Raw genomic sequence first — 23340 nt, 5'->3', positions numbered from 1 at the left:
AGATGCCGTTCGTCGATCCTCGCTCACCGCTCACCGATCGCGGTCGCGTTTCGCCGACTCGTACCGCTCGCGAGTCTCGGTGAACAGTTCCCGGCCGACGTCGGTTCGAATCCGGGGCGCCGCAGTCGCGAAGAACTCGTCGAGGCGGTCGTACGCCTCGAACGCATCGCACTCGCCGGGATCGTATCGGCCTGCTCGCTCGTACCGGACCGCCTGGAGGCACATGTCGATGAGGTCCATGTCCTTGACGAACCTCGATTCGGGCGTCTCGCGGGCCTCGTACTCCTCCCAGCGCGCTCGGAGTTCGCCGCCGTCGTCGACCGACTCGAGTACGGTCTCCATCGCTGCCCGCTCCCGTCGTTCCTTCTCGGCTGGGTCGATCGAGTCGGCGCCCGGGTCTGCCCGCGTGGCGACGTCGCCGGTCTCGGCTTCGGCGAGGTCGTGAACGAGCGCCATTCGAATCGCCCGATCGACGTCGATGCCGGCCCGCGGGCCGTAGTGGAGCGTGAGAAGCGCCACGCCCCAGGTGTGGGCGGCCACCGACTCGGGCGCCTCGATCCCCCGCAGCTGCCAGCCCGTTCGCGTCTCGTCTTTGAGCGCGAGCCAGCGGAGCGGAGCCTCGAGTTCGTCCTCGCTCACGGATCGATCACTCGGCCAGGCGGTACTCGCCGGGCCCGGCTCCCTCGATCACGCCACGGCGCTCCATTTCGGCGAGCACCTCCGGCAGCCGATTGGGCTGGGCGATCTCCATCTCGATGCGCTTTACGTCGTGGTACTCGGCGAGGTAGTGGCGGAGCTCGTCGGCCGTGTACGACTCCTGATCGGCCTTTTCCATGACGCCCGAGAGGAGATCGACCATGTCCTCGATGAAGTTCCAGGGATAGACGACCCAGGCCCACTCCGCTAAGCGTTCGCCGACGTAGTCGGGCTCGAACTCGCTCGTGTCGAGCAGCTGGAGCGTCGCCGTCCGGACCTCGCCCGCGTCGCGCTGTTCGACGTACGCCTCGGCGCGGCTGATCGAGCCGCCGGTGTCGGCGATGTCGTCGATGACGAGCACGTCCTTGCCCTCGACGCTCCCCTCCGGCATCGGGTACCTGACCGTGGGTTCGCCGGTCTTCTGGGCGGTGCCGACGTAGTGTTCCATCTTCAGACTCGTCAGGTCGTCCAGCCCGAGGAAGTCACAGAGACACCGGCCCGCGAACCAGCCCCCGCGGGCGAGCGCGACGACGACCTCCGGTTCGAACTCGTCGCGACGGACCTCGTCGGCGACGTCCCGGCAGAGGCCGTAGATGTACTCCCAGTTAGTGATCGTGCAGTTGAACTCCTCCGGTAGTTCGGCCATAGCGTGTGTCCCTCGGTGTGTACCGACGGATGGGGGCCGGTTAAGTCGTCCGTCTCGCAGCGGCGGCTGTGCGAGCCGACTCGACGACGGCACGCACCACCCAAAAGCAATCACCAATAACAATAGAGTTTTACCCACCCCTATCCATTCTCGAGGAACGAACATGAACACAGCAGTCGCGTTTTCGCTCCTCGCCAATCCCGACCGGCAGGACGTCCTCCGCGAACTGACCACAACCGACGGACCGTGTACCGTCGACGAGCTGACGGCGGTGATCGCCGACGGCGGCGAGGACCGGGCGACGCTCGAGCGAGCCGAGGTCGAGCTGGTCCACCGGCACCTCCCGAAGCTGGCTGCACACGACGTCGTCGAGTGGCACGGCGACGCGATCGAGTGCACCGCCGCGACTGCCCAGCTCGTCGAGTTGCTCGAGGCTACCGACGAGCTGCTCGAGGTCACTGATAATCGGTGAACGAACTCCGTACGTTCGCGTGGTGCGCTGACACGCCGACGGTGGATTGATAGCCCAGCCGTCCGACGCCGACAGTATGGAGACGATTCGCGTCCTGCAGGTCGACGCGTTCACGACGGAGCCGCTCACCGGAAACCCGGCCGGCGTGGTGCCCGACGCCAACGGGCTCACGGCCGACCAGATGCAGCGAGTCGCCCGCGAACTGAATCTCAGCGAGACGGCCTTTCTGCTGGAAAGCGACGTCGCCGACCGCCGACTCAGATACTTCACGCCCACCACCGAGGTCGACCTCTGTGGCCACGCGACGATCGGCTCGCTCGCCTTCCTCGCCGACGAGGGACGGATCGACCCTGGCACGTCGACCCTCGAGACGAACGTCGGCGTCCTCGAGATCGACCTCGAGGCCGACGGAACGGTGTGGATGACCCAGGAGCGGCCGACGATCCGCGAAGTCGACCTCGAGTACGGCCGCGTCGCCGGCGCGCTGGGTATCGATCAATCGGCGCTCGAGGCCGTCGGCGTGAAACTTCCGCTTGCGGTCTCCTCGACCGGACTTCCCTTCTTGATGACCCCCGTCGCGTACCTCTCGAACGTGGGGGACGCAGACCCCGACCTGGCGGCGGTCGAGGCGCTGTCAGCCGACGTCGACGCGATCGGCGTCTACCTCTTCTCGTTCGACACGCTCGAGGCGAGCTCGACGCTGCACGGGCGGGCGTTCGTCCCCGCGGCAGGCGTCCCGGAAGACCCGGTGACGGGAACGGCCAGCGGCGCCGTCGGTGCCTACCTCGAGTGGTTCGGCGCGCTCGACGGGAGCACCACCGTCGACGCTCACAGCCCCGACGAAACAGTGCGCGCGATCGACGTCCCTGCGTCCCACGATGAGCTCCAACTCGAGCAAGGCCACTTCGTCGACCGACCGGGCACCGTTCGCGTGCGGACTGGTGACGAGGTTCGAGTCGGCGGCCGCGGCGTCGTCGCCCTCGACGGACAGCTCGTCGTCCCCGAAGCCGAAGACGACGACATCCTCGAGGTCTGATCGACGTCGGCGGTCCGTGCGCTACACCTGGGTTCGCGTCCCGATTTGGCACTCGTCCTCGAGCGTCGGTTCGGCGGCGACCAAGGACGGATGCGCGACCGACGCAAATTGCGTCCAGACGGCGATTCGAGCTGCGTCCAAAAACTCATTCGACACTGAATACTGAAACAACTGGGTCCTTCGCAAGGTTCTTTATTCGTTCCGCTGTCCACGCACACACAGATGGCTGTACTCTGGCTGGACGAGATCAGCGCCGACGACCTCGAGACGGTCGGCGGCAAAGGTGCCTCTCTGGGCGAACTTACGGGGGCTGGGTTGCCGGTACCGCCCGGATTCGTGGTCACGGCCGGGACGTATCGGTCGTTCATCGAAGAATCGGGAATCGACGAGGAACTGTTCGAGGTGGTGGACGTCGACGTCGACGACTCGGGCGCGCTCGCCGACGCGGCCGACCGCGCACAGGAACTGATCCTCGAGACGCCGTTTCCCGAGGAGCTGCGCGAGGAGATCCTCGAGGCGTACCACGACGTCGGCGACGGCGAGGCGTTCGTCGCCGTTCGCTCGAGTGCAACGGCCGAGGACCTCCCGGACGCCTCCTTCGCCGGCCAACAGGATACGTATCTGAACGTCACCGAAGAGCACCTGCTGGATCGGGTCCGCCAGTGCTGGGCGTCGCTGTTCACCCAGCGGGCGATCTACTACCGACAGGAGCAGGGCTTCGATCACTCGCTCGTGAACATCGCGGTCGTCGTCCAGCAGATGGTCGACGCCGAGAAGTCGGGTGTCATGTTTACCAGTCACCCCTCGACAGGTGAGCCGACGATGATCGTCGAGGCCGCCTGGGGGCTCGGCGAGGCGGTCGTCTCCGGGGCGGTCTCGCCGGACAACTACGTCGTCGACCGCGGCGATCGATCGATCGACGTCACCGTCGCCGACAAGAAGGTGATGCACGAAAAGGACGAGGCGACCGGCGAGACCGTCGAACGCGAAGTCCCAGAGGAAAAGCGGACCGAACGGGTTCTCTCGCGGGCGGAGATCGAACGGCTCGTCGAACTCGGTGAACGCGTCGAAGAGCACTACGGTACGCCACAGGACGTCGAGTGGGCCATGATCGGCGACGAGGACTACATGCTCCAGTCTCGCCCGATCACGACGATCAGCGACAGTGGCGCGGTTTCCACGACCGACGAATCGGGAAGCGTCGACGTCAGTTCGGGCGTCACCGATGGGAGCGGCAACGTCGGCGCACAGGCCGCCGCCTCGCGGGCGAGCGGCGTCGGCGAGATCATCGTCGACGGCCTGGGCTCGAGTCCCGGCAAGGCGACGGGCGCTGCTCGAATCATCGACAAACTCGATGAACTCGACAAGGTCGGCGAGGGCGACATCATCGTCACCGAGATGACGACGCCGGACATGGTGCCGGCGATGAAACGTGCCGCCGGCATCGTCACCGACGAAGGCGGGATGACCAGCCACGCCGCTATCGTCTCGCGCGAACTCGGCGTCCCCGCCGTCGTCGGCGCGGGGACCGCGACGAGCACCTTAGAGGACGGCCAGTCGATCACCATCGACGGCGACAAGGGCACGATTACGAAAGGCGAGGACGTCGACGTGGACCACGACCCGATCGAGGAGGTTCGCCCGCAGTCGCCGGTGAAACCGATGACGGCGACCGAAGTGAAAGTCAACGTCTCGATCCCCGAGGCCGCCCAGCGGGCTGCGGCGACGGGCGCCGACGGCGTCGGCCTCCTGCGGATCGAGCACATGATTCTCTCGCTCGGCAAGACGCCCGCGAAGTTCATCGAAGACCAAGGCGAGGACGCCTACGTCGGTGAACTCATCGACGGCGTCCGGGCCGTCGCCGACGAGTTCTACCCTCGACCCGTTCGCGTGCGCACCCTCGACGCCCCCACCGACGAATTTCGCCAGCTCGAGGGCGGCGAGGACGAACCGGCCGAACACAACCCGATGCTCGGCTACCGCGGTATCCGGCGCAGCCTCGACCGACCCGACGTCTTCGCCTACGAACTCGAGGCGTTTAGCCAGCTGTACGAGATGGGCTACGACAACGTCGAGATCATGTTCCCGCTCGTGAACGACGCCGAGGACGTCTACCGCGCGAAAAAGCAGCTGCGAGCGGCCGGCATCGATCCCGAAAAGCGTCGCTGGGGCGTGATGATCGAGACCCCCGCCTCCGCGCTCTGCGTCGAGGAGATGGCCGAGGCGGGGATCGACTTCGCCTCCTTCGGAACGAACGACCTCACCCAGTACACGCTGGCCGTCGACCGCAACAACGAGCACGTCGCCGGTCGGTTCGACGAACTCCACCCCGCCGTCTTGCGGCTGATCAGCGACGTGATCGAAACCTGCCGTGAGCACGACGTCGACACCAGCATCTGCGGACAGGCCGGCTCGAAACCCGAGATGGCCCAGTTCCTCGTCAAGCAAGGCGTGAGCTCGATCTCCGCAAACATCGACGCCGTCCGTGACGTCCAGCACGAGGTCAAACGCGTCGAACAGAAACTGTTACTCGATTCGGTTCGCTGACTCCCTCGAGTCGCGGGCTCAGTTCAACCTCGAGTTGCGGGCGTCGTCCCTCCTCGAGCCGAGAGTTCACGGCTCCGTGGTTCGCAGAGTGGCCCACTCGAGTCGGTCGCTGAAACCCAGCAAGAGTGCCAGGGTCGCCGCGGTCACGAAGACGACGGCGACCACCGACAGGAGGCCAGCGTCGACCGCGACTCTCGCGGCTTCGACGGCGAGGTCAGCGAGCCACAGTCTGCTCATCACGGCGGCCGCCAGGACGGCGAAGCCCCACTCGAGGAGCGTCGGCTCGCGACGGAGGCGGTCGCGGTGGGCTGTTCGTTGGCTGTCTCGCAGCAGTAGCTCGTAGTCGGGTTGCATGGACTGTCGTGGTGATGGTGGTCGTTGGAACCGACCGCAAGCAGCCACGCCATCGGCTCTCGATGGTCGTAAGCCGTCCAGTCACCGACACCGAAGCCGGGATCGATCGCGGTGTGAGCGCAGAGAGCTGGAAGTGCGGCCGGGCTGGGCGAGTGCCGTATCGACGGCTGTCCGGCCGCACTGGAACACAGAACGCGGCACGGGCCTACCGTCGAACGAGGGCGAGTCCGTCTGGGATCGTCATACCTCGGACGTCTCCACCCACAGTATAAGCTTCGTGTGAGGTGTGTCACCCTGGTCCAATCGGTTGCTCGGACTGCTCGCTGCTCGACGCTTCGGGGTCGTCCCGTGATCTGCACCCCGATGAGCCCGAAACTGGCTGGTCTCGAGCGTCGAGAACACAACGGCTAAATCGCGGACGTTCGTTTCCACCGATAGCTGCTATGCGAGCCGAGCCACAGTCGTTCAGCCGCGTCCTGTCGTCGATGTGCACCGAGCCACATCCGGCAGCGCGCGAGGCGGCCGAACGATTTCTGGCGACCAACCCCGGGGACCCCGCCACGTACCCGACGATCGCGGCGCTCGAGGCAGAAGCGATCTCGCTGCTCGGCGAGGTCACGGGGCTCGAGGACGCATCGGGCTACGTCGCGAGCGGCGGCACGGAGGCGAACGTTCAGGCGGTTCGGATCGCCCGCAACCGGTCCGAAACGACCACCCCCAACGTCGTCGTCTCTGAGTCGGGCCACTTCAGTTTCCAGAAGGCGGCGGACGTCCTCGGTGTGGAGTTGCGCCTCGTCCCCGTCGGCGACGAGCGACGCGCCGACGTCACGGCCGTTCGCGAGGCCGTCGACGAGGACACCGTGCTCGTCGTCGGTGTCGCGGGGACGACCGAGTACGGCCGCGTCGACCCGATTCCCGAACTCGGCACGATCGCGCAGACGGTCGACGCCCTCTTCCACGTCGACGCCGCCTGGGGTGGGTTCGTCCTTCCCTTCACGGACCACGAGTGGCACTTCGCCCACGCGCCCGTCGATACCATGACCATCGATCCTCACAAGATGGGGCAGGCGGCGATCCCTGCAGGTGGGTTACTCGTCCGTGAGGCCGAACTGCTCGACGAACTCGCCGTCGACACCCCCTACCTCGAGTCGACCTCCCAGGCGACGCTCACTGGCACCCGATCGGGAGCGGGCGTCGCGAGCGCCGTCGCCGCGATGGAGGAACTCTGGCCCGGCGGCTACCACGCCCAGTACCACCGCGCTCGAGCGAACGCCGAGTGGCTCGCCGACGCACTCGCCGACCGCGGCTTCGACGTGGTCGAACCCGACCTCCCCATCGTGGCGGCGTCGGTCTCCGACCGGCTGTTCGAGGCGCTTCGCGAGGCGGGGTGGCGTCTCTCGCGCACCGGCGCGGGCGAGATGCGGATCGTCTGCATGCCCCACGTCACCCGGGCGACGCTCGAGGAGTTCGTCGCCGACCTCGACCGCCTCGCCACTCACGCGGCTCCGGTCGCGAACGACGGTTAGGAGCTTGAGCGATCGACTCGACTCGAACGACAACACTTACCGGTGAGCCTCGCTCACTCGAGGGTATGCCTACGATCACGAGCGACTGGGGAGACTGGCTCCCGCGTGCGATCGAATCGGCCGACCCCGACGGGGTCGCAATCTGGTATCTCGGCTGTAACGGCTTCGTCCTCAAGGGGAACGAGGGGACGACGATCTTCATCGATCCCTACGTCGGCCTGGGCGATCCACCGCGAACCGTCCGGATGATCCCCGTGCCGTTCGACCCCGCGGACGTCGCCGAGGCCGACGCGATCCTCGCGACGCACGAACACACCGACCACGTCCACGGGCCGAGCCAGGCACCTATCCTCGAACGGACGGACGCGACGTTCTACGCACCCGACGACAGCCTCGCGGTCGCCCTCGAGGAAGAAGCCTGGACCGACGAGTGGTCCGTCGACGACGAGCAGTTTGAGGAAGTCAACGAGGGCGATCGCTTTGAGCTCGGCGAGTTCACGGTCCACGTCGAGGCCGCGAACGACCCCGACGCGACCCATCCGGTGAGCTACGTCGTCGAGCACGACGCCGGGACGTTCTTTCACGGCGGCGATACGAAGCCGTCCGAGGCGTTCGAGCGCATCGGTTCCGAGTACGACATCGACCTGGGAGTCCTCGCCTTCGGCACCGTCGGGATGATCCCCGACAAGCAGACCCGGGAGCCCAAACGGACGCGGTGGTACAACGACGAGAACCAGGTCGTCGAGGCCGCCGCCGCGCTGGGCCTCGAGCGGCTGCTGCCGAGCCACTGGGACATGTGGCGGGGGTTGACCGCCGATCCGAAAGCGCTGCACCACCACGCGGCGAGTTTCGAGTATCCGCGACGGCTCGAGCTCGTCGAGATCGGCGACCAAATCGAGCTCTGACCTGCGAGAGACGACCGCTCTCCGTCAGTCAGTTCGGCCGATTGTCGTCGCGCCTGAAACTCCCGGTCCATTTATGGTAATGCTCACTTAACGTTGGTCTCATGAGCAGCACCGCCAGTACGGACGACGTCATCGAAGTGAGCGCTGACGGGTTGACGATCCGGAAGTCGTTCACACCCGATGAGTTTCCTGTTCCAGCAATCCGGTTCGAGATCGAGTCGACACACGACAGCGAGGTCTCGTTCCGGATGGTCGAACCGATCCCGGAGTCGTTCCCGATGGACAACGTCGGGTTCCATCCCGAGTACCACAGCGACGCGTGGACGGCCTTCCAGGACAACCACGTCGAGTTCGCCGGGACGATCGAACCGGACGAATCGCTCGTCACCGTCTACGGCATCCGTATCGACGACGAGGACGAAGCCGCAGCGTTCCTGGTCGAACCGACGATCCAGGACGTCCGCACAGACGTCTCGTCGGTCGCATCTGAGTCGGACAGTGAAGCGGTCGACGATGCGACGATCGACGACATCGTCTCGGACGATCGAAACCAGGTCGTCAAGGACATGATCTCCGGCGACTCCGACGCCGTACCCGGACTCGAAGACGATGAGGACGACGAGGATGGCGATCTCGAGCTCGACCTGGACCTCGGTGACGTCGATCTCGACGAGGTCGACGTGACCGACCCTGACGCTACAGACGACGACGTGCCGGACATCGAGCTCGGATTTGGCGAGGACGAACTTCCCGACACCGACGACGAGGACGACGAAGGCCCGGCGATCGAACTCGACCTCGAGGCTGCGGCGGAAGCCGTCGACCAGGCGGACAGTGCAGACGACGAAGACGGCGACCTCGAACTCGACCTCGACGACGAAGGCGACGGCGATGGCGAAGACGACGAAGCAGCCGACAGTACAACGTCTGAACTCGAGGAGGCGGTCGAAGAAACGGACGAGGACGAAGCCGAGGCCATCGAGGACGAAGACGCCGAAGACGCCGAAGTAGTCGACGACGTCGAGGACACGGACGAGAACGTCGAAGAGACGGACGAGAACGTCGAAGAGACGGACGAAGACGCTGAAGACGAGGCAGACAAGGTCGTCGACGATGTCGAAGAGACGGACGAAGAGGATGAAGCCGTCGACGACGATGACGCCCTGGCTGAGGAGTCGGACGAGGACGACGCTGACGAGGAGCCCACCCAAACCGAGACCGACGTCTCCGTCGAGGCTGACGAACCAGCACCTGTCGCGACGCTCGACTCCGTCGGTGCTCGACTCGCCACCGAACTCCGAGAGGGGACGCTCGAGGACGACGACCTCGACGTCCTTCGCTCGGCTCTCGATCTCGAGCCGAAGCCGAGCGAGGTCGCAAAGGTCGACCACCTCCAGTCGCGCGTCGAAGAAGTCACGGCGTACACCGCCGCACTCGAGGAGTTCCTCGACGAGAACGGGACTGGCGAGCAGCTCATCCAGGAGTTCAAAGCCGAACTGGCGTCGTTCGAGGACGACCTCGAGTCGATGGCCGGCCGACTCGATGCGACCGAGTCGAACGTCGAGACCGTCGACGGACGCGTCGACGAACTCGACTCGAGCGTCGACGCCGTTGTGTCCGATCTCGAAGCAACCGACGAACGACTCGACGACGTCGACGAGGACCTGCTGTCCGTCACCTCGGAACTCGACGAGGCCGTCGACGATCTCGAATCCGTCGATGAGACGGTCGACGACCTCGAAGAGTCGGTCGACGACCTCGAAGAGTCGGTCGACGACCTCGAAGAAGACCTCGAGGCGGTCCGCGAGGACGTCGACGAGATCCAGGCGTGGCGTGACCAGCTCGGCTCGATGTTCTCGAACTGAACGGTCGCCGAGTTCGAAAACGTAACCCGTTTACCCGTCGGCCATCGAGGGGTGACCGATGGGCGAGACGATTCCGATAGCTGTCCCACGGAAGGGACGCCCGCTCGAGTCCGTGCTCGATCGACTGGCACGCCGGCTCGACGTCACCGACCTCGCGGACGACGTCATCTCGACGTTGCGTCACGAGAAGGCCGTCACGAAAGGAGCTCTCGAGGCCGACACTGCTGACGTCTACCATCGTCTCGCTGCCTACAGCACCGTCGAGGAGCCGATGGGCCCTGAGTACACGCTCGTTCGTGACGACCGCGACGGGAAGCCTCGCCGCATCGTGTTCGACAGCGTGACGATACCGCTCGACGACGTCGACGGGGTCCCGGATGGGAGCGCGATTCAGCTCGTCGGTCGCGAGGAGCCGTTTCGCGCTCTCAGAACCCACGAGTTCGCCCTCGGGTTCGACAGCGCAGATCTCGTTCTCGAGGAGGTCGTCACGCTCCGTCCCGAACCGCTCGGTCGGATCGAGGACGTCAACGCCCGGATCGACCCCGCCGATACCGACGTTCGGGTCGTGACTGGGCTCGGGGACACGGTGTATCACACGCTGATGGCGACTCCCGAGGTCGCACCACCGTCGGAGGCGATCGACCGAGCGTTTCTCGAGACGTACACCGGCTCGCTCTGTATCGCGCCGCGGTACGAACGGCTTGTCCAGGCCGTCCTCGGAACCCAGGTGCTCGACGGGGTAACCTTCCAGTATCCGTCAGCGGATCTCGAGGAGGAAGCGGCCATCGCCGACGCCGGGGTGGGCGTCTACCTGACGGTGACCGGCTCGACCGCACGCGAACACGGACTCGTACTCGGTGATCGACTGTTCCCCAGCGAGACCGTCCTAATGGAGAACACGGCCGAACACGACGAGACGGTCGAGGCCGTTCGATCGCTGCTCACCGCACCGCGGGCGGAGACGGCGCTCGCGATCGAGTGAGTCAGGCTTTCGACTCCATCGGGTCGAGGTACGCGTCGACGTCCGCGTACCGTTCGACGGCGAGTTCCGCGAGGATGTCGTCCATCCGCCGTGGGTTTGGCCCCCACAGCCCCGGATGGACGAGCAACTGCAGGTGATCGGGTCGACTGTCAGGGAACGGTGACTCGGCCCGCCACTTCTGACTCGAGTCCGAAACGTACGTCGTCTCGCTGAAAAACTGTGGCCCATACGTGTTCACGAATCCGTCGAAGTCGACGTCGAGCACCCACGACGGCGGCCGATGGAAAGACACGACGTCGACCTCGTCACCGATCAACTGGCCGATGACGTCGCATTCGGCACGCACCCGAGTGCTGAGTTCGTCCACGTTCGGGCGACTGCTCCAGTAGTGGTGCGTATCGAAGTGAAGGGCAACGTCGTGACCTAACGCAACGATTTCGCTGAGTGCGTTCACGTGGTCGACCTCGAGTAAGTTGTACACCGGCGTCGTCAGGAGCACGCAGTACGTCGATTGGACGCCGAGGGAGGCTTCGATCCGGGCCATCTCGAGCGCCCGCATCGGCGAGAGATCGACGTCGTGGCGAAGGACGATCTCGTTCGACTCGAGCGACGAAAAGTCGGTGAACGTGTAGCCGTCCTCGAGTAGTGAGGTGAGCAGCTGCTCGTACTCTTCGAACGTGTAGCGCAACCGGCCGAGGGAGGCGAGTTCAGGCATCGTCGTGAAGGCGAAGGAGATAGTCGGCGGCGGTGCGGTCGGTGTTACGCGTCGTCGGCAATCGTACGTCTTCAGACGACGGACCGTTGCAGCAGGAAATGACGCTCCCGGCTAACGGCACCGTCTGGGTGTACCCTGGACAGGTCTCCCGAAACGCTCGTGACCGCTGAAGGAGGTACCGCCCGTACTCCCGCCGGGCGGCGGATGCAGCGGCGGTGAACCGGACGCGAGGATCGGTCATGCCCCACTGGTTGGGGGAAAAGAAACATTGTTAAACGCAACGTTCAGTTCGGTTGGTTCTCCATACTCGGTGACTGGATCTACTGGCTCGAACGGCCCGTTCGAGAAATTCGAGTGGTTGAATTTCTCGAGCATTTGAAATTCCGTCGAGGGTGACCTACTGCAGTGGCCGTCGTCTCGGCCAGACCGGCGCGTCGAATGCTGTTTTTCGTGTGCCAACACACCCAGTTATCGTCTCACAAACTCGAGCACGTATCGACCGACTATTCGGCTCTCTCCGGCCTGTGACCTCGTGTGCGGCAGGACTGCCTTGTCGTCCACGGAATCTGGTGGGGCCACACCCGGCCGATTAGATATAGCGTTATTTGATTTACGAGGTGGAGAGTGAACAGGCTCGGTCGTTCGAACCGATATCGAACGCCACGATCGACAGTCTCCGAATCCGTTTTCGACTTCCTCGAGCGGATGTCGAAGTCGACGATGAACGACGTTCTCACTGACAGAGCCTGCATGGAAACGCGTCGAACGAACCGTGCAGGAACCGGGCGCCACGGCAGGTCGTCGACAGGCAATCGAGGTGCCGGCTGGGCCCGTAGACCGACGCTCTCCTGCTGCGTTCGGCGGACCGGCGGCCAGAACTTGCAACACCGGTGTTCACTTCGTCGCCCATCCTGGACGAAAGAGGGAGCTCGGTCGACGACGGCCGATTACCCGACCCGTGCGCCTACTCGGAATCTACCTGAGTTCGACTCGATTTCGCAACTCGAGTCTCGATTATCGGCCCGTCGATCGAGCAGCAGCTCCCGAACGAAGACGACGTCGATCCGTCGAGAGCCACGGGACACTGGTGCGGTCCACCGAGAACACACCCGGATACCGGGTGCCTCGACTCCTCCCTCGAGTCAGTACCAGTGGCTGTATCTCGGTTCACAGGTGCCCTCACGAACGTCGGTAGCCGGGTCCGAAGACCGAAGCCAAGTGTACTGTCTCAGAGCGACAGACCGCCCACAGGCGACTCCAGGGCCGTAGGGCATGGATTCCCATGGACACAGGCGGCTCGCGATCCACGGCCGTCACAGGCCGTTTCACCCAGGGATCCGGCCGTCACAGACGGCCCCCAACTGCCAGTACGAACTCAGTCATTGCGCGACGGGCAGCGTGGAACTCGATACCAATAGTACTCGAGCGACTCGTCGATCACAGCTCGCCATGGTGGAACGCTGGGTTCGTCATCCCTCGTGATGGCGGTCGTCCAGCTGGTTCGACTCGCTAGCGGAGAACGATCCAGCCGGAGTCGAGACCGAGCGAGCCGCTCGCCTCGGCCCGGACGTAGCCCACGTACAGAGCGGTGGGTTCCGTCCTGATCGACATTCACCCCACTCCCCGAAGTGGCGCCAGTGCATCTGGCGTCACCTACTTCGATTGCGTGCTGATCTCCTCCGCTATATCGGTCGGTTGAGCGCGGATCGTATCGTCGCCCGGCGACTGCGAAGGTCTCACGTCGGTACCCGTGGCTATGTTCTATCGTGCGGCCGCCGAATCCGCGTCGCCGAGTCTCTCGAATACGACCCTCAATCAGACACGTTCGGCAGCGCGAACCTGTTTCTCGGTCGTACCGACACGGCTCTCGCTGCGCATCCGACGGGACGTTCCCGTCGTGAATGTGCTCGAGGACAAGCCCTGGAGAGTTTACCCCGACGTTCTATGAGCTGTCGTCAATCCGAACGCCGGTACATCGCCGGTGAACAGACTGACGGGAGCCAACCGGGATCGGCGTCCGGCCAACTGTCGAAGAATCGTCGGTAAACGCTGCTGGGAAACGAATCTGTGGCACGTTGGAAGCCGCTTCGAGGGTTGCTGACTGGTGTGTGATCGTGTCGTCTCTCGTCGGTTACTCGCCAATCGTATCAATTGGTGTGGATTATACCGCGTGAGCGAACGGCTGCTGTATTCGGCGAGTGCGATCAGCTTGGGGGAACCTGTCGTCGAAGTGATCCTGATTCGAGTAGCGTTTGCCCGCTCTGAGCACGCACAGTGTCGCTACCCGAAAGCCCCAAATCTTGACTGACGTACTTATTCCTCTCTGTTTTTAATCCTAAACTACGTCCACACTACATATTTAATCTCCACTAGAATCCCCATTACTGCCAGCAAAACAGATACGCCAGTCAACATTAGGATCTTAATCTGAATGTAGGGATAGATTGAAGGTCCGGCCGCGAGAGCGCTTCGATATGGGAGAGTCTCGCGACACATCTAACACATCTGTCAGGGCGTACGTCCCGGCGTACCAGAAGGCAGCGTGGAAAGATCACGCCGACGAGCTCGAGATGAGCCTCAGCGAGTTCGTTCGTGCCATGGTACAAGCCGGACGACGGGGGTTCGAAACCGGTCACGAGGAACCCGATTCTTCGGACGCAACCCCTGGGGGTAACGCCCTCGAAACACAGGTCCTCGAGTTACTCGCCGCTGACACGTATTCGTGGGAGGAACTCCTCGAGGCAGTGACAGACGACGTCGAGTCGCGACTGGACGACACACTCGGGGAACTCCAGTCGGCCAATCGAATTCGATACAGCGGACGCCACGGCGGCTACACGCTCGTGGAGGGTGAACCGAATGGCGATTGAGCCAGATCCCGGGGCTGCGGACGCAGTCGACGATCCGATCGCGTACTTTCTCGAGGATCAGCGCTACCACGGCCGAAGCGATCGGACGATCGAGGCGTACGAACGGGTACTCAGGCGGTTCGAGGCGTTCGTCGGCGAACAGATGGGGGCTTCGCCTACCCCGGCGGAGGTCGGCCAGCGCGAGTGTATGGCCTGGGTACACTCACTCCGGGGCTCGCTCGAGCCGAGCACGATCGCGATCTACGCCTCCTACGTCCACCGGTTTTACGACTACATGGCCAAAGTCGGCGTCTTCGACGCCAATCCCATGGCGCTCGTGCTCGAGGAGATGGACGAGTCGATCGACACGAACCCGACGCGGCGGGAGCTCTCCGTCGCCGAGATGCGGACGTTCGTGGCCGAAATTGCCCACCCGCTCGAGCGGGCGGTCGTCGTGACGCTGCTGAAGACGGGGATGCGCGTCGGCGAACTCTGCAACCTCGACCGTCAGGATCTCAACCTCGAGGTTGACGAACTCGACGTCGACGTGCCCCCCAGGGTACAGCTCGAGGGACGGCCGCGATCGCTCTACGTCGACGCCGACGCCGTGCGTGGCGCGACCGTCAACGGCGAGGTACGAACCGCGTCGAACAAGCGAAAGCGATCGACGGTCGTCCCGGTCGACGACGAACTCGAGCAGGTCCTGCTCGAGTGGCTGGCGATTCGACCGGACGCCGTGTCACCGGCCGATCCGCTCTTTCTGGATACGGGCGGGTCGTGGGGACAGCGGCTACAGCCGTCGGACGTCCGGTACGTCGTCGAACGCCACGCCCGTCGTCACGGCTGGTATCGGACGGGGGGCGGGGCGGCGGAGAACGTGACGCCTCACTACTTCCGGCACTTCTTTACGACCCATCTGCGAGATCGGACGGGCGATCGCGGCGTCGTCAAGTATCTGCGCGGCGACGTCGCCAGCGACGTCATCGACACCTACACCCACAACTGGGGCGATCGAGTTCGGACGGTGTACGAACGACACGTCTATTCGCTGTGTTGAGTGGTCTGACGCTATCGGCCACATCGTGGCGTTATACGCCTGGCCGAACGGGTGAGCCGGCGTCTGGCCAATCCTGCCTGCAGTCGAGGCGTCGACTGCTACCGGCCGCAGAATCCGGTCAGTCGGTGTCTCTCGGGAGGCTTTTCATCACCGAAATGAAAGGAGCTCTGTTCGACACACTCCGAATAAACTCCATAATGATATACACAACTGACGTCGGTGCGATGCGAATGCCGGTCAAAACGTTCACGAAAACGCGACAATCGCCTTCGAAAATGGGTTACGACTGGTCGAAAGCACTTCTCAAACACAACAAAAAAGTGATTTACAGACCGAACGTCCAAAATAAGGTCGAAAACAGCGCCGCTACCTACAGATATCTCTCACGAGATGCAAACCAGAACGCGAATTAAATGAGTGTGATCAACTCCTTCTTGAGCCACTCGAGAAATCTGGAGAGGGTGATACGGGGTTTCTTTCTCGTTTCGATCACCCCAATCCGCTCCTGGGCGAGAAAGTCAACCAGTAGCCACAGATTGTAAATGATACAGCCAAATGCAAAATGGAACCATCGGACTTCGATCTCCGTTGACGTCGTCCATGCAGCACACTTCTTCACCGATGAGTAGGAGTTCTCAATTGCGGCTCGATCACTGTACTGCTCAATTTCCTTTCTCGCCCATCGTCGATCCAACGCGACCTCATCGCTCACTTCGAGATTCGTGATAAACGGTTGCGGAGATCCCTCCTCATTTGCATCGTCGTCCTCATCAGGGGGTAGTACCACAATATTCGTATAGACTTTCGTGTTCGATACATCATGCTTCACAGGGCCGTGGATGGGGAAGTCGTTTTTGACGTATAATGGGGTATCATTCTCTTCATTGTATCCGCGTTTCAACTGATCGAACCGATCACACATCGGTCCGATCCGATGTTGGTCTTTCACTGCCGGGATCACGTACTTCAAATCCTTGTTTTCAAGCGTGTAAATCACGTCTGCGGCATGAAACTCCCGGTCAGCGTACACCATCCGAATGTTCACGTACTTCTCGGCGATCGAAAGGAGTCGCCGGGCGACATCGCCCACGTAATAGGACTTATCATCACCAGCATAGGCATCGGTGTCAGCGTAGTCAGTACTACCGAGCGGACAGACACCAACGATATAGTGCGAGTTGTCTCCGACGATTACGGCAGTCGCAAATTTGTGACACCAGTCGTACTCTTTGCCGTCAGGTGCCCCTTGGACCCACACTACCTCATCTCGATCACCGTAGTACGCGACGTACGTGATATCCAGTGCGACTTTCGCTCTGGTTCCAAACCGTGACCCGTTCTCGTGTTCGAGTTCGTTGAGTCGGGGCTTCACGCGCGTGTACGTCTTTCGTAATGCGAAGTTCATCACCGTCGAAATCTGATCAACCGACATGTTCTTCATCGATTCCAGCAGCGTCTCCCCAGATGGACCATCCTCGTAGAAGGCATCATCTAGATCTGGGTCTGGATTCTTCAGATCACCATGGATTATTCCTGCATCGTTTGCTGCCGATTGCTGGATTGCTGCAACCGACTCCAAGACGAGCAACTCCTCTTCGTCATAGATGGCGTCGTCTGGACGCGGAATCGATAGTGAGGGAATGATACTCCGTTTCAGCTCTTCGAGTACATCTCGTCCTTTCTTTCGCAACAGCCGTTGCACCGTTCGATTTGACGGAGGATCATCGGTGGTATCCTCGTGCTGTTGCTTCAGAAGATCACATCCAATAGGAGCACCGCGTTCAATCGCGATCGATTGAATATCGTCCGCAGCTGATTCCACAACCGATTGGAGGTTCTCAAATCGGCCCTCAAGTCGAACCGGTTTACATGTACTTTCAGAGGGGAGATTGTCTGGGTCGAACCCAAACGCCTGTGCAAGTTTCGGTCGGTCCTCGAGTCTCCCTGGAATGCCTGTAAGCGGGTGATCCTCTACAGTTGCCCACAGATAAGCGAGGAACATGGGGCGAAATGGCGTCGAAGAGGTCCATTCGGGACATGTGTCCTGGTGTTTGTACCGATCTACGTCTAGCTCATTGGCGAGCGTAATCCAGTCGCTCTCCGCCTCAATGAGTTCATCAACTTGTCTCGTTAGAGCAAGCTGGTACCGGTCATCAGTTTCACTCATAGCAGATTTATCACTTGTATTTGACTGGGAGCAGTCGGCGAAGCGTGTGAGGACAGATCATGGGAGTACACTGTAGATACAATTTGAACTGATTTATTGGGATGTCGGTTCTGGAGGTTCTGGAAATACGTTCGGGATTGAGCCACATAAGCGGAATTAGCGAACCACTATTCAGACTATATGATGATACAGCATTCACTCTAGTTCATTTTGTACTTCAGTACATTATAAATCGATGTATAGGATGAATAGATTTCCAACACAGAGTAGTACCTAATGCCAGACGATGTTCGGGATACGTCTCCAGACTTCGATGAAATTGATTACACTGAGCTATCAGATTTCTTTGACCGAAAAGGAGCGGTTGAATTGATCTCGCTACTTAATAGTGAGGGGTATCGGTTTGACGAGATCGACGATCTATTGGATGTGAGTCGTGGCTATCTCAATGATCGGAGAGACGAAGCGGTCCACCTCGGACTAATCGTACCGGACCAGGCGTATCGGGATGACACGCTCCGTCGCGTGTGGACCTTGACTGCGTTGGGCCATTACATCAGACAGCGAATGCGTCATCTTGGACTCACAGAGAGTCACGAACGATTGGTGAATGCAAGACGGGAATACACTGATCGCAAAGAGGAGTTCCTCGAGTGGGTTGATGATCCAGACGAAATACAAGAGTATACAAAAATGATGTGGGAAGATCAGCGACCACATCCATCGGAATTACCTGAAGAAATGAAGGAAGTGTTCCGGCAAATTGACGAAGACCGATTCTGAATCCACTTTAATAATAGTAGCTGGGCATCCGTCTTTAGCTAAGCGAAGAACCGCATGACAGCGGCGGCTTATCGGTGGCACTTTTCGGAAGGAATGAGGAGGCTTCAGCTATGCACACAGAACCCTCCTCACGTCATATTGAACGTCATCTCACTAACCTCCTTCCCTCTGAAGCGCTCGAAGACCACGCTGATGCCGTCGGCGTGGTCGAGCGCGAGGGGAAGCTTCAGATCCCGCCACTTGTCTGGTCGTTCGCGTTCGGCTTCGCCGCAGGCGAAAGCCGAACACTTGCGGCCTTTAGACGCACCTACAACTCCACTGCTGACGAGTCGCTCTCACCGGGAGGCTTCTACCAGCGGTTGACTCCGACGCTCGCAGAGTACCTCCGCGACCTCGTCGAATACGGGTTCGACGAGGTCGCTGTCCCTCACACCGTCTCTGATGAGCTCGACCGCTTTAGGGACGTGATGATTGCTGATGGAACCGTCCTGCGGTTGCACGAGTTGCTCTCTGAAGCGTACAAAGCACGTCACGAGGAGCAGGCTGGAGCGAAGCTCCACCTGCTCCACAACGTCACTGACCAGACAGTCGAACACTTCAACGTCACAGACGAGAAAACGCACGACAGCACGTTGTTTAACACAGGATCGTGGCTGGAAGGACGGCTAGCGATCTTCGACCTCGCCTATTTCAAGTACCGGCGGTTCGCGTTGATCGACGAGAACGACGGCTACTTTGTGAGCCGACTGAAAAAGAGCGCGAACCCGGTTGTAACGGAGGAATTACGGGAATGGCGCGGCCGCGCCATTCCCTTGGAAGGCGAGAAGATCTTCGACATCGTGGATGACCTCTCCCGGAAGTACATCGACGTGGAAGTCGAGGTTGAGTTTGACCGACGAGAGTACGCGGGCACGCAGTCACGTGATACGAAACGGTTCCGCGTCGTCGGCGTCCGCAACGAGGACGCCGACGACTACCATCTGTACATCACGAACCTTTCTCGGGAAGAGTTTCTCCCGGCCGATCTAGCGACGATCTACCGATGTAGATGGGAAGTAGAGCTGTTGTTCCGTGAACTGAAGACGCAGTACGAACTGGACGAGTTCGACACGACGAAGAAGCACATCGTAGAGATTCTGCTGTACGCAGCGTTGTTATCCTTGGTCGTGAGTCGTGATTTACTCGGTCTGGTCATAGAGCACGCTGATGATGGGATCGTGTTTCCGCCGGAACGCTGGGCGGCGACCTTTCGGTCGCACGCCCAGCTCATCCTCCGCGAACTGAGAGAGTATCTCGCCTACTCACCGCCGCCACTGCTACAACGACTGATCGAAGACGCTCAGAAGATCCACAAGCAACGACCAATCCTGCAAGAACACCTCGCTACTACCATCCAACCGGCTGCTGAGGCTTAGCTAAAGACCAATGAGTAGCTGGGTATCATAGAACTATCCACATGCCTACGATATGGCGATTCAGATGGGCGATAAGTACAGGAAATTCAGACATCAATTCTGGGATGAAACCGAATTATCGACTGAGGGATAATTATAGCGACGAGAATCGTTATCCCCAGAACCCACCACTAAGAAAGCGATGTAAGATACACTAATATCAGGACTGTCAGTATAGATATTGGCCCAAACACCTTGAGGACATTTTCACGCGTAAGTTCCATACAAATAATTGCCAACAATAAATTATAAATCTTTCTGGTCTGTTGCTGTCTATTCCATTCGTAGGTGTAGTTACCGAACAACTCATTTCAGTTCATCTCCGGTTCTGAATAAAGAAACCGTATTACCAACTACTGTAAACGAGAGTTGCGGTGGGGGAGACGAAAGTCGAGCCGGGCCTTCTCTGAACGTCGGGTTACATCTTGCTGGCATCAATGGACAGAATAGCTCATTGTCGTCAGTCTCGTCGTACTCAATGAATCAACTGTTCCGTAGATATGGCAAGTCGGTCAAATAGCTGTTTGAGTCACCCGAAGACATATGGTGGTACACATCAAATATTTGAATATGGACCGACGGAAATTCCTTGCTGTCGGTGGCCTTGGTCTTGGAGCAGGGTATGCATGGAACAGATCTCGATCTCCGTCAATCCCTAGTGGTATGACTGTAGATACGCTATACTACGAAGGGAATGTTTTCGATGCACGTGATGTATTTGGGTCAAGAGAAGAGTCACACACGATCATAACAAATAAAGAAACTGCAGCCACCGAATTTAGAGATGTCGGTCAAGTTTCTGACTTCATCAAAGAAACCAATTTTGAAGAATCATATATTCTTGTTGCTCAAAATGGAATGCGATCAGAAGACGATCTTGAATTGAATTCGATTGAACGCATTGAAAATGGCCTTCAGGTTGCTATTTCTATAGATAAACCACTTCTTCCCGACCATGATGACCTCATAACACATTCGCTTCTCATTCGGATTAGCGATGAAAAAAGCTTGCCGGATTCAATAGATGTCCGTATAGACGGGTATTGATTACCGTATTGCCCTGACAAAACAAAATGCACTATGGAGTCTTTGTATTGTACAGATCACCCTTATCGAGCGATCACAGATCCCGCAGTTCGGTGCTACTTGGCGTCCGTTAGCGGCATCCATCGATATCAACAGATGTTGTATCAGGTATATCAGACCCATTGTAAGATATTTTAACTAAAAGGGGGTGGGTATTCAGATCGTCATGGTCAAGATAACTTTTGCAAATATGGACTGAGAAATTGGTCGATCCAGGACTTGGCAAATCCAAGTCGATTGGTGAGGGTGTTGAAGAGACGGCGAGCGAGAGTGCGGAACGCGCTCTCGCTCGCCACGACGGTTGGCGAGGCATTGCGTTGAGCACTTTCCAGACCTGCTCGATTGGGTTAAGATGCGGTGAGCCAACCGGAAGAAAGACGAGATCGATACCGAGTTGATGTGTGCGCTTGCGCGTGTGTTCACAGATGTGTGACGAGAAGTTGTCCAAGACGAGCAGAATCCGGGAACACGGATTCTGCTCGCGAACCTCCTCCAATAGAGCACAGATGTTCTCTTTCGATTGATCTTCAGGGAACGTCAGGACACTTTCACCGTTGAGCGTATAACACCCGACCGCTGGTTCGTCAAGCTTCACCAGCGGTCGTTCCAGTGTCGGATCATCGACGTACCACAGTCGATGTGAATTGTCGTAGGGTTGTGGATGCGAAGCATCACAAAAACCAACAACAGTTCCCCCATCCGTACAAATATCGTCGTCGAGGACCCAGCCTCCGTCTCATCATCAGGACGCTTGTTATGTGCTGTCTCTGTTTCCTCGTCGAGCGCGTCTGCGACTCGTTCGCACTTAATAGAGCGGAGATCCAGATCACTCTCGAATTCCAAAATCCACTACTTGTAGTTATTATCATAGATATTTAGATTCACCAATAGATTTATTACTGATCAGAACATTAACTATTTTGTGTCATTCATGACACGCAATAACGACTACCATTTGATGGGAAAGCGACGATTCATCAAGGCACTTACTGGACTGGGCGTCTCCTCAGTTGCTGTGAGTTCCTTGAGCAAGAGTGCACTTGCAGAACTAACCGATGATCCAGAAAAAGAGGTGCCAAGAAGAAAATTTGTACGAACAGATGTCCGTGAAAGTGCAGAAATTGAAGATGAATACTACACGATTCCCCGGGATGAATGGGAAAATACCCAAAGCCGTTATAAAGCGGGTCAGGAGCTAAAACGGAGCTTAGCAAGTAAGGATATAGATCCTACAGGAATCGATGTAGTCGTCAAAACCAAATCTGGGAACAAAGTGGTTTCAGTTCAGATCAACCGTGAGCGCCGTGATCGGATGTCTGTAAATGAAAGTGAACCGTCTATTAAGGATTCAGTCCCTGAAGCCTTATCCACGACATTAGAATATGGTGGGAAGAGTACAACTCTTGATGTCCCCATTATTGTAGAAGAAGAAGCGGGTTTCCAAGAGACTGATGAGATGGAGGGAGAAGAGTTGGAGGAGGATGAAGCAACAATTGAGTCTCAATATTATGATTATCAATACCGCCCTATCCCCGGAGGGTGTAAGATCATCACAGAAGGGGAAGATGGAGAATATTTCGGTTGTACTGGCGGTTACAGAGTTTACGACCTAGACCTCGGTGAGTATGCCTATGTAACTGCGGCTCACTGCTTCGATGCAGAAGAAGGCAAAAACATGGGGCAAAACACAACTATAGTCGGATCAACCAACAAAGTTGCTTATAGTAGTAGTGACCTTTGGGGATCTCGAATGGATTCCGCCGTGGTAGAAATTACTGGCTCTCCTGATCTAACTGACAAAATGGCAGATCGTTATTCCGGAGACAATTATCGTGATAACCCAATCAGTGGTTATGTAACCACTGACTGGCTCCAAGATAACGAAGACGGTGGAGCAACACTGATGAAGCAAGGGATAACTACTGGGTTCTCATCAGGTGAATTGAATAATGTATCTGTGTCAAATGATTACTTTACCACAACTGCACCTCGGGATGACGGTGATTCAGGCGGACCACATTTCTATATTGATGGTCAGACTGGCAGCGGCGACATCTATATGGCTGGGATTCATCGAGGTGCGACCTCTTGGGGGAATGCCCGTGGAATCATTTGGGAGAACATCTTGGACGAACATAACTTATCTGATGGGCCAGGGCTGGATTGATTATAATTGAACATTATTGGTGCACTATCGCTA

General features: G+C 59.3%; 19 protein-coding genes and 1 pseudogene. 13 read left to right on the top strand and 7 right to left on the bottom strand.

The genetic code is table 11. The annotated features are described in order from the left end of the window. Positions 1–30: 30 nt before the first annotated feature. Together NMQ09_RS11980 and NMQ09_RS11975 are read right to left on the bottom strand one after the other, a co-directional pair. On the bottom strand, positions 31–639 hold the full coding sequence (locus NMQ09_RS11980) for an HD domain-containing protein (protein ID WP_255190814.1): 609 nt from the start codon (positions 637–639) through the stop codon (positions 31–33). Between the two features lie 7 nt (positions 640–646). Continuing rightward, positions 647–1342: a phosphoribosyltransferase gene (locus tag NMQ09_RS11975; RefSeq protein WP_255190813.1), complete on the bottom strand. Its 696-nt coding sequence runs from the start codon at positions 1340–1342 to the stop codon at positions 647–649. 163 nt (positions 1343–1505) lie between these two features. Between NMQ09_RS11975 and NMQ09_RS11970 the strand changes: the two genes are divergently transcribed. From NMQ09_RS11970 to ppsA, 3 genes are all read left to right on the top strand, one after another. Continuing rightward, positions 1506–1814, top strand: a complete 309-nt coding sequence (locus NMQ09_RS11970; RefSeq protein ID WP_255190812.1) for a DUF7344 domain-containing protein — start codon at positions 1506–1508, stop codon at positions 1812–1814. A 76-nt stretch (positions 1815–1890) separates the two neighbouring features. Next, on the top strand, positions 1891–2850 hold the full coding sequence (locus NMQ09_RS11965; RefSeq protein WP_255190811.1) for a PhzF family phenazine biosynthesis protein: 960 nt from the start codon (positions 1891–1893) through the stop codon (positions 2848–2850). 222 nt (positions 2851–3072) lie between these two features. Then, entirely contained in the window at positions 3073–5397 is a 2325-nt protein-coding gene (ppsA, locus tag NMQ09_RS11960) for a phosphoenolpyruvate synthase (RefSeq protein ID WP_255190810.1), read from the top strand. A 66-nt stretch (positions 5398–5463) separates the two neighbouring features. Here the strand turns inward: ppsA and NMQ09_RS11955 are convergent, their stop codons facing one another. Beyond that, positions 5464–5751 (bottom strand): hypothetical protein, encoded by a 288-nt coding sequence (locus NMQ09_RS11955; protein WP_255190809.1) that lies wholly within the window; start codon positions 5749–5751, stop codon positions 5464–5466. A 443-nt stretch (positions 5752–6194) separates the two neighbouring features. Between NMQ09_RS11955 and mfnA the strand changes: the two genes are divergently transcribed. From mfnA to NMQ09_RS11935, 4 genes are all read left to right on the top strand, one after another. Further along, complete coding sequence (gene mfnA / locus NMQ09_RS11950) at positions 6195–7277, top strand: tyrosine decarboxylase MfnA (RefSeq protein WP_255190808.1); 1083 nt, start codon at positions 6195–6197, stop codon at positions 7275–7277. A gap of 65 nt (positions 7278–7342) precedes the next feature. After that, complete coding sequence (locus tag NMQ09_RS11945) at positions 7343–8182, top strand: MBL fold metallo-hydrolase (protein ID WP_255190807.1); 840 nt, start codon at positions 7343–7345, stop codon at positions 8180–8182. A gap of 101 nt (positions 8183–8283) precedes the next feature. Continuing rightward, complete coding sequence (locus tag NMQ09_RS11940) at positions 8284–10047, top strand: AAA family ATPase (RefSeq protein ID WP_255190806.1); 1764 nt, start codon at positions 8284–8286, stop codon at positions 10045–10047. Between the two features lie 58 nt (positions 10048–10105). Next, a complete protein-coding gene (locus NMQ09_RS11935) occupies positions 10106–11029 on the top strand; it encodes a phosphoribosyltransferase HisG-related protein (RefSeq protein ID WP_255190805.1) in 924 nt (307 codons plus the stop codon). A gap of 1 nt (position 11030) precedes the next feature. Here the strand turns inward: NMQ09_RS11935 and NMQ09_RS11930 are convergent, their stop codons facing one another. Continuing rightward, complete coding sequence (locus NMQ09_RS11930; RefSeq protein WP_255190804.1) at positions 11031–11744, bottom strand: polysaccharide deacetylase family protein; 714 nt, start codon at positions 11742–11744, stop codon at positions 11031–11033. Further along, positions 11737–11985, bottom strand: a complete 249-nt coding sequence (locus NMQ09_RS11925; RefSeq protein ID WP_255190803.1) for a hypothetical protein — start codon at positions 11983–11985, stop codon at positions 11737–11739. Before NMQ09_RS11925 ends, NMQ09_RS11930 begins: the two co-directional genes overlap by 8 nt. 2233 nt (positions 11986–14218) lie before the next feature. Between NMQ09_RS11925 and NMQ09_RS11920 the strand changes: the two genes are divergently transcribed. Both NMQ09_RS11920 and NMQ09_RS11915 read left to right on the top strand, forming a co-directional pair. Continuing rightward, positions 14219–14614, top strand: coding sequence for a DUF5805 domain-containing protein (locus NMQ09_RS11920; protein WP_255190802.1), 396 nt, complete (start codon positions 14219–14221; stop codon positions 14612–14614). Then, complete coding sequence (locus NMQ09_RS11915; RefSeq protein ID WP_255190801.1) at positions 14604–15650, top strand: tyrosine-type recombinase/integrase; 1047 nt, start codon at positions 14604–14606, stop codon at positions 15648–15650. The genes NMQ09_RS11920 and NMQ09_RS11915 overlap by 11 nt, the downstream gene beginning before the upstream one ends. A gap of 409 nt (positions 15651–16059) precedes the next feature. On the opposite strand, the gene NMQ09_RS11910 is transcribed toward NMQ09_RS11915, so the two are convergent. Next, positions 16060–17817 (bottom strand): transposase, encoded by a 1758-nt coding sequence (locus NMQ09_RS11910; protein ID WP_255190800.1) that lies wholly within the window; start codon positions 17815–17817, stop codon positions 16060–16062. Between the two features lie 276 nt (positions 17818–18093). On the opposite strand from NMQ09_RS11910, the gene NMQ09_RS11905 reads away from it, so the two are divergent. The 3 genes from NMQ09_RS11905 (at position 18094) to NMQ09_RS11895 (ending at position 21101) form a co-directional block, all read left to right on the top strand. Further along, on the top strand, positions 18094–18600 hold the full coding sequence (locus tag NMQ09_RS11905; RefSeq protein WP_255190799.1) for a hypothetical protein: 507 nt from the start codon (positions 18094–18096) through the stop codon (positions 18598–18600). 110 nt (positions 18601–18710) lie between these two features. After that, positions 18711–20015, top strand: a complete 1305-nt coding sequence (locus NMQ09_RS11900) for an IS4 family transposase (protein ID WP_255194587.1) — start codon at positions 18711–18713, stop codon at positions 20013–20015. Between the two features lie 609 nt (positions 20016–20624). Then, positions 20625–21101 carry a hypothetical protein gene (locus NMQ09_RS11895; RefSeq protein ID WP_255190798.1) on the top strand — a complete coding sequence of 159 codons (477 nt, stop codon included), beginning with the start codon at positions 20625–20627 and terminating at the stop codon, positions 21099–21101. A gap of 209 nt (positions 21102–21310) precedes the next feature. On the opposite strand, the pseudogene NMQ09_RS11890 reads toward NMQ09_RS11895, so the two are convergent. Further along, positions 21311–21941 (bottom strand): annotated as a pseudogene (locus NMQ09_RS11890) (IS630 family transposase); the annotation flags it as partial. 130 nt (positions 21942–22071) lie between these two features. Here NMQ09_RS11890 and NMQ09_RS11885 point away from each other — a divergent pair. Then, the gene (locus tag NMQ09_RS11885) at positions 22072–23307 is read left to right on the top strand and encodes a trypsin-like serine protease (RefSeq protein WP_255194586.1); all 1236 of its coding nucleotides are present in this window, start codon (positions 22072–22074) and stop codon (positions 23305–23307) included. Positions 23308–23340 lie beyond the last annotated feature (33 nt).

This window comes from Natronobeatus ordinarius, assembly GCF_024362485.1.
GTDB lineage: Archaea > Halobacteriota > Halobacteria > Halobacteriales > Natrialbaceae > Natronobeatus > Natronobeatus ordinarius.
Note: the sequence above shows the minus strand (reverse complement) of the source record. Positions and strands in the feature narration are given on the sequence as shown.

Bases quoted from the DNA above. Each gene is read 5' to 3' on its own strand.
- NMQ09_RS11975 (WP_255190813.1), bottom strand. From the start codon at position 1,342: ATGGCCGAACTACCGGAGGAGTTCAACTGCACGATCACTAACTGGGAG.
- NMQ09_RS11970 (WP_255190812.1), top strand. From the start codon at position 1,506: ATGAACACAGCAGTCGCGTTTTCGCTCCTCGCCAATCCCGACCGGCAG.
- NMQ09_RS11965 (WP_255190811.1), top strand. From the start codon at position 1,891: ATGGAGACGATTCGCGTCCTGCAGGTCGACGCGTTCACGACGGAGCCG.
- ppsA (WP_255190810.1), top strand. From the start codon at position 3,073: ATGGCTGTACTCTGGCTGGACGAGATCAGCGCCGACGACCTCGAGACG.
- NMQ09_RS11955 (WP_255190809.1), bottom strand. From the start codon at position 5,751: ATGCAACCCGACTACGAGCTACTGCTGCGAGACAGCCAACGAACAGCC.
- mfnA (WP_255190808.1), top strand. From the start codon at position 6,195: ATGCGAGCCGAGCCACAGTCGTTCAGCCGCGTCCTGTCGTCGATGTGC.
- NMQ09_RS11945 (WP_255190807.1), top strand. From the start codon at position 7,343: ATGCCTACGATCACGAGCGACTGGGGAGACTGGCTCCCGCGTGCGATC.
- NMQ09_RS11940 (WP_255190806.1), top strand. From the start codon at position 8,284: ATGAGCAGCACCGCCAGTACGGACGACGTCATCGAAGTGAGCGCTGAC.
- NMQ09_RS11935 (WP_255190805.1), top strand. From the start codon at position 10,106: ATGGGCGAGACGATTCCGATAGCTGTCCCACGGAAGGGACGCCCGCTC.
- NMQ09_RS11930 (WP_255190804.1), bottom strand. From the start codon at position 11,744: ATGCCTGAACTCGCCTCCCTCGGCCGGTTGCGCTACACGTTCGAAGAG.
- NMQ09_RS11925 (WP_255190803.1), bottom strand. From the start codon at position 11,985: ATGACCGATCCTCGCGTCCGGTTCACCGCCGCTGCATCCGCCGCCCGG.
- NMQ09_RS11920 (WP_255190802.1), top strand. From the start codon at position 14,219: ATGGGAGAGTCTCGCGACACATCTAACACATCTGTCAGGGCGTACGTC.
- NMQ09_RS11915 (WP_255190801.1), top strand. From the start codon at position 14,604: ATGGCGATTGAGCCAGATCCCGGGGCTGCGGACGCAGTCGACGATCCG.
- NMQ09_RS11910 (WP_255190800.1), bottom strand. From the start codon at position 17,817: ATGAGTGAAACTGATGACCGGTACCAGCTTGCTCTAACGAGACAAGTT.
- NMQ09_RS11905 (WP_255190799.1), top strand. From the start codon at position 18,094: ATGCCAGACGATGTTCGGGATACGTCTCCAGACTTCGATGAAATTGAT.
- NMQ09_RS11900 (WP_255194587.1), top strand. From the start codon at position 18,711: ATGCACACAGAACCCTCCTCACGTCATATTGAACGTCATCTCACTAAC.
- NMQ09_RS11895 (WP_255190798.1), top strand. From the start codon at position 20,625: ATGGACCGACGGAAATTCCTTGCTGTCGGTGGCCTTGGTCTTGGAGCA.
- NMQ09_RS11885 (WP_255194586.1), top strand. From the start codon at position 22,072: ATGACACGCAATAACGACTACCATTTGATGGGAAAGCGACGATTCATC.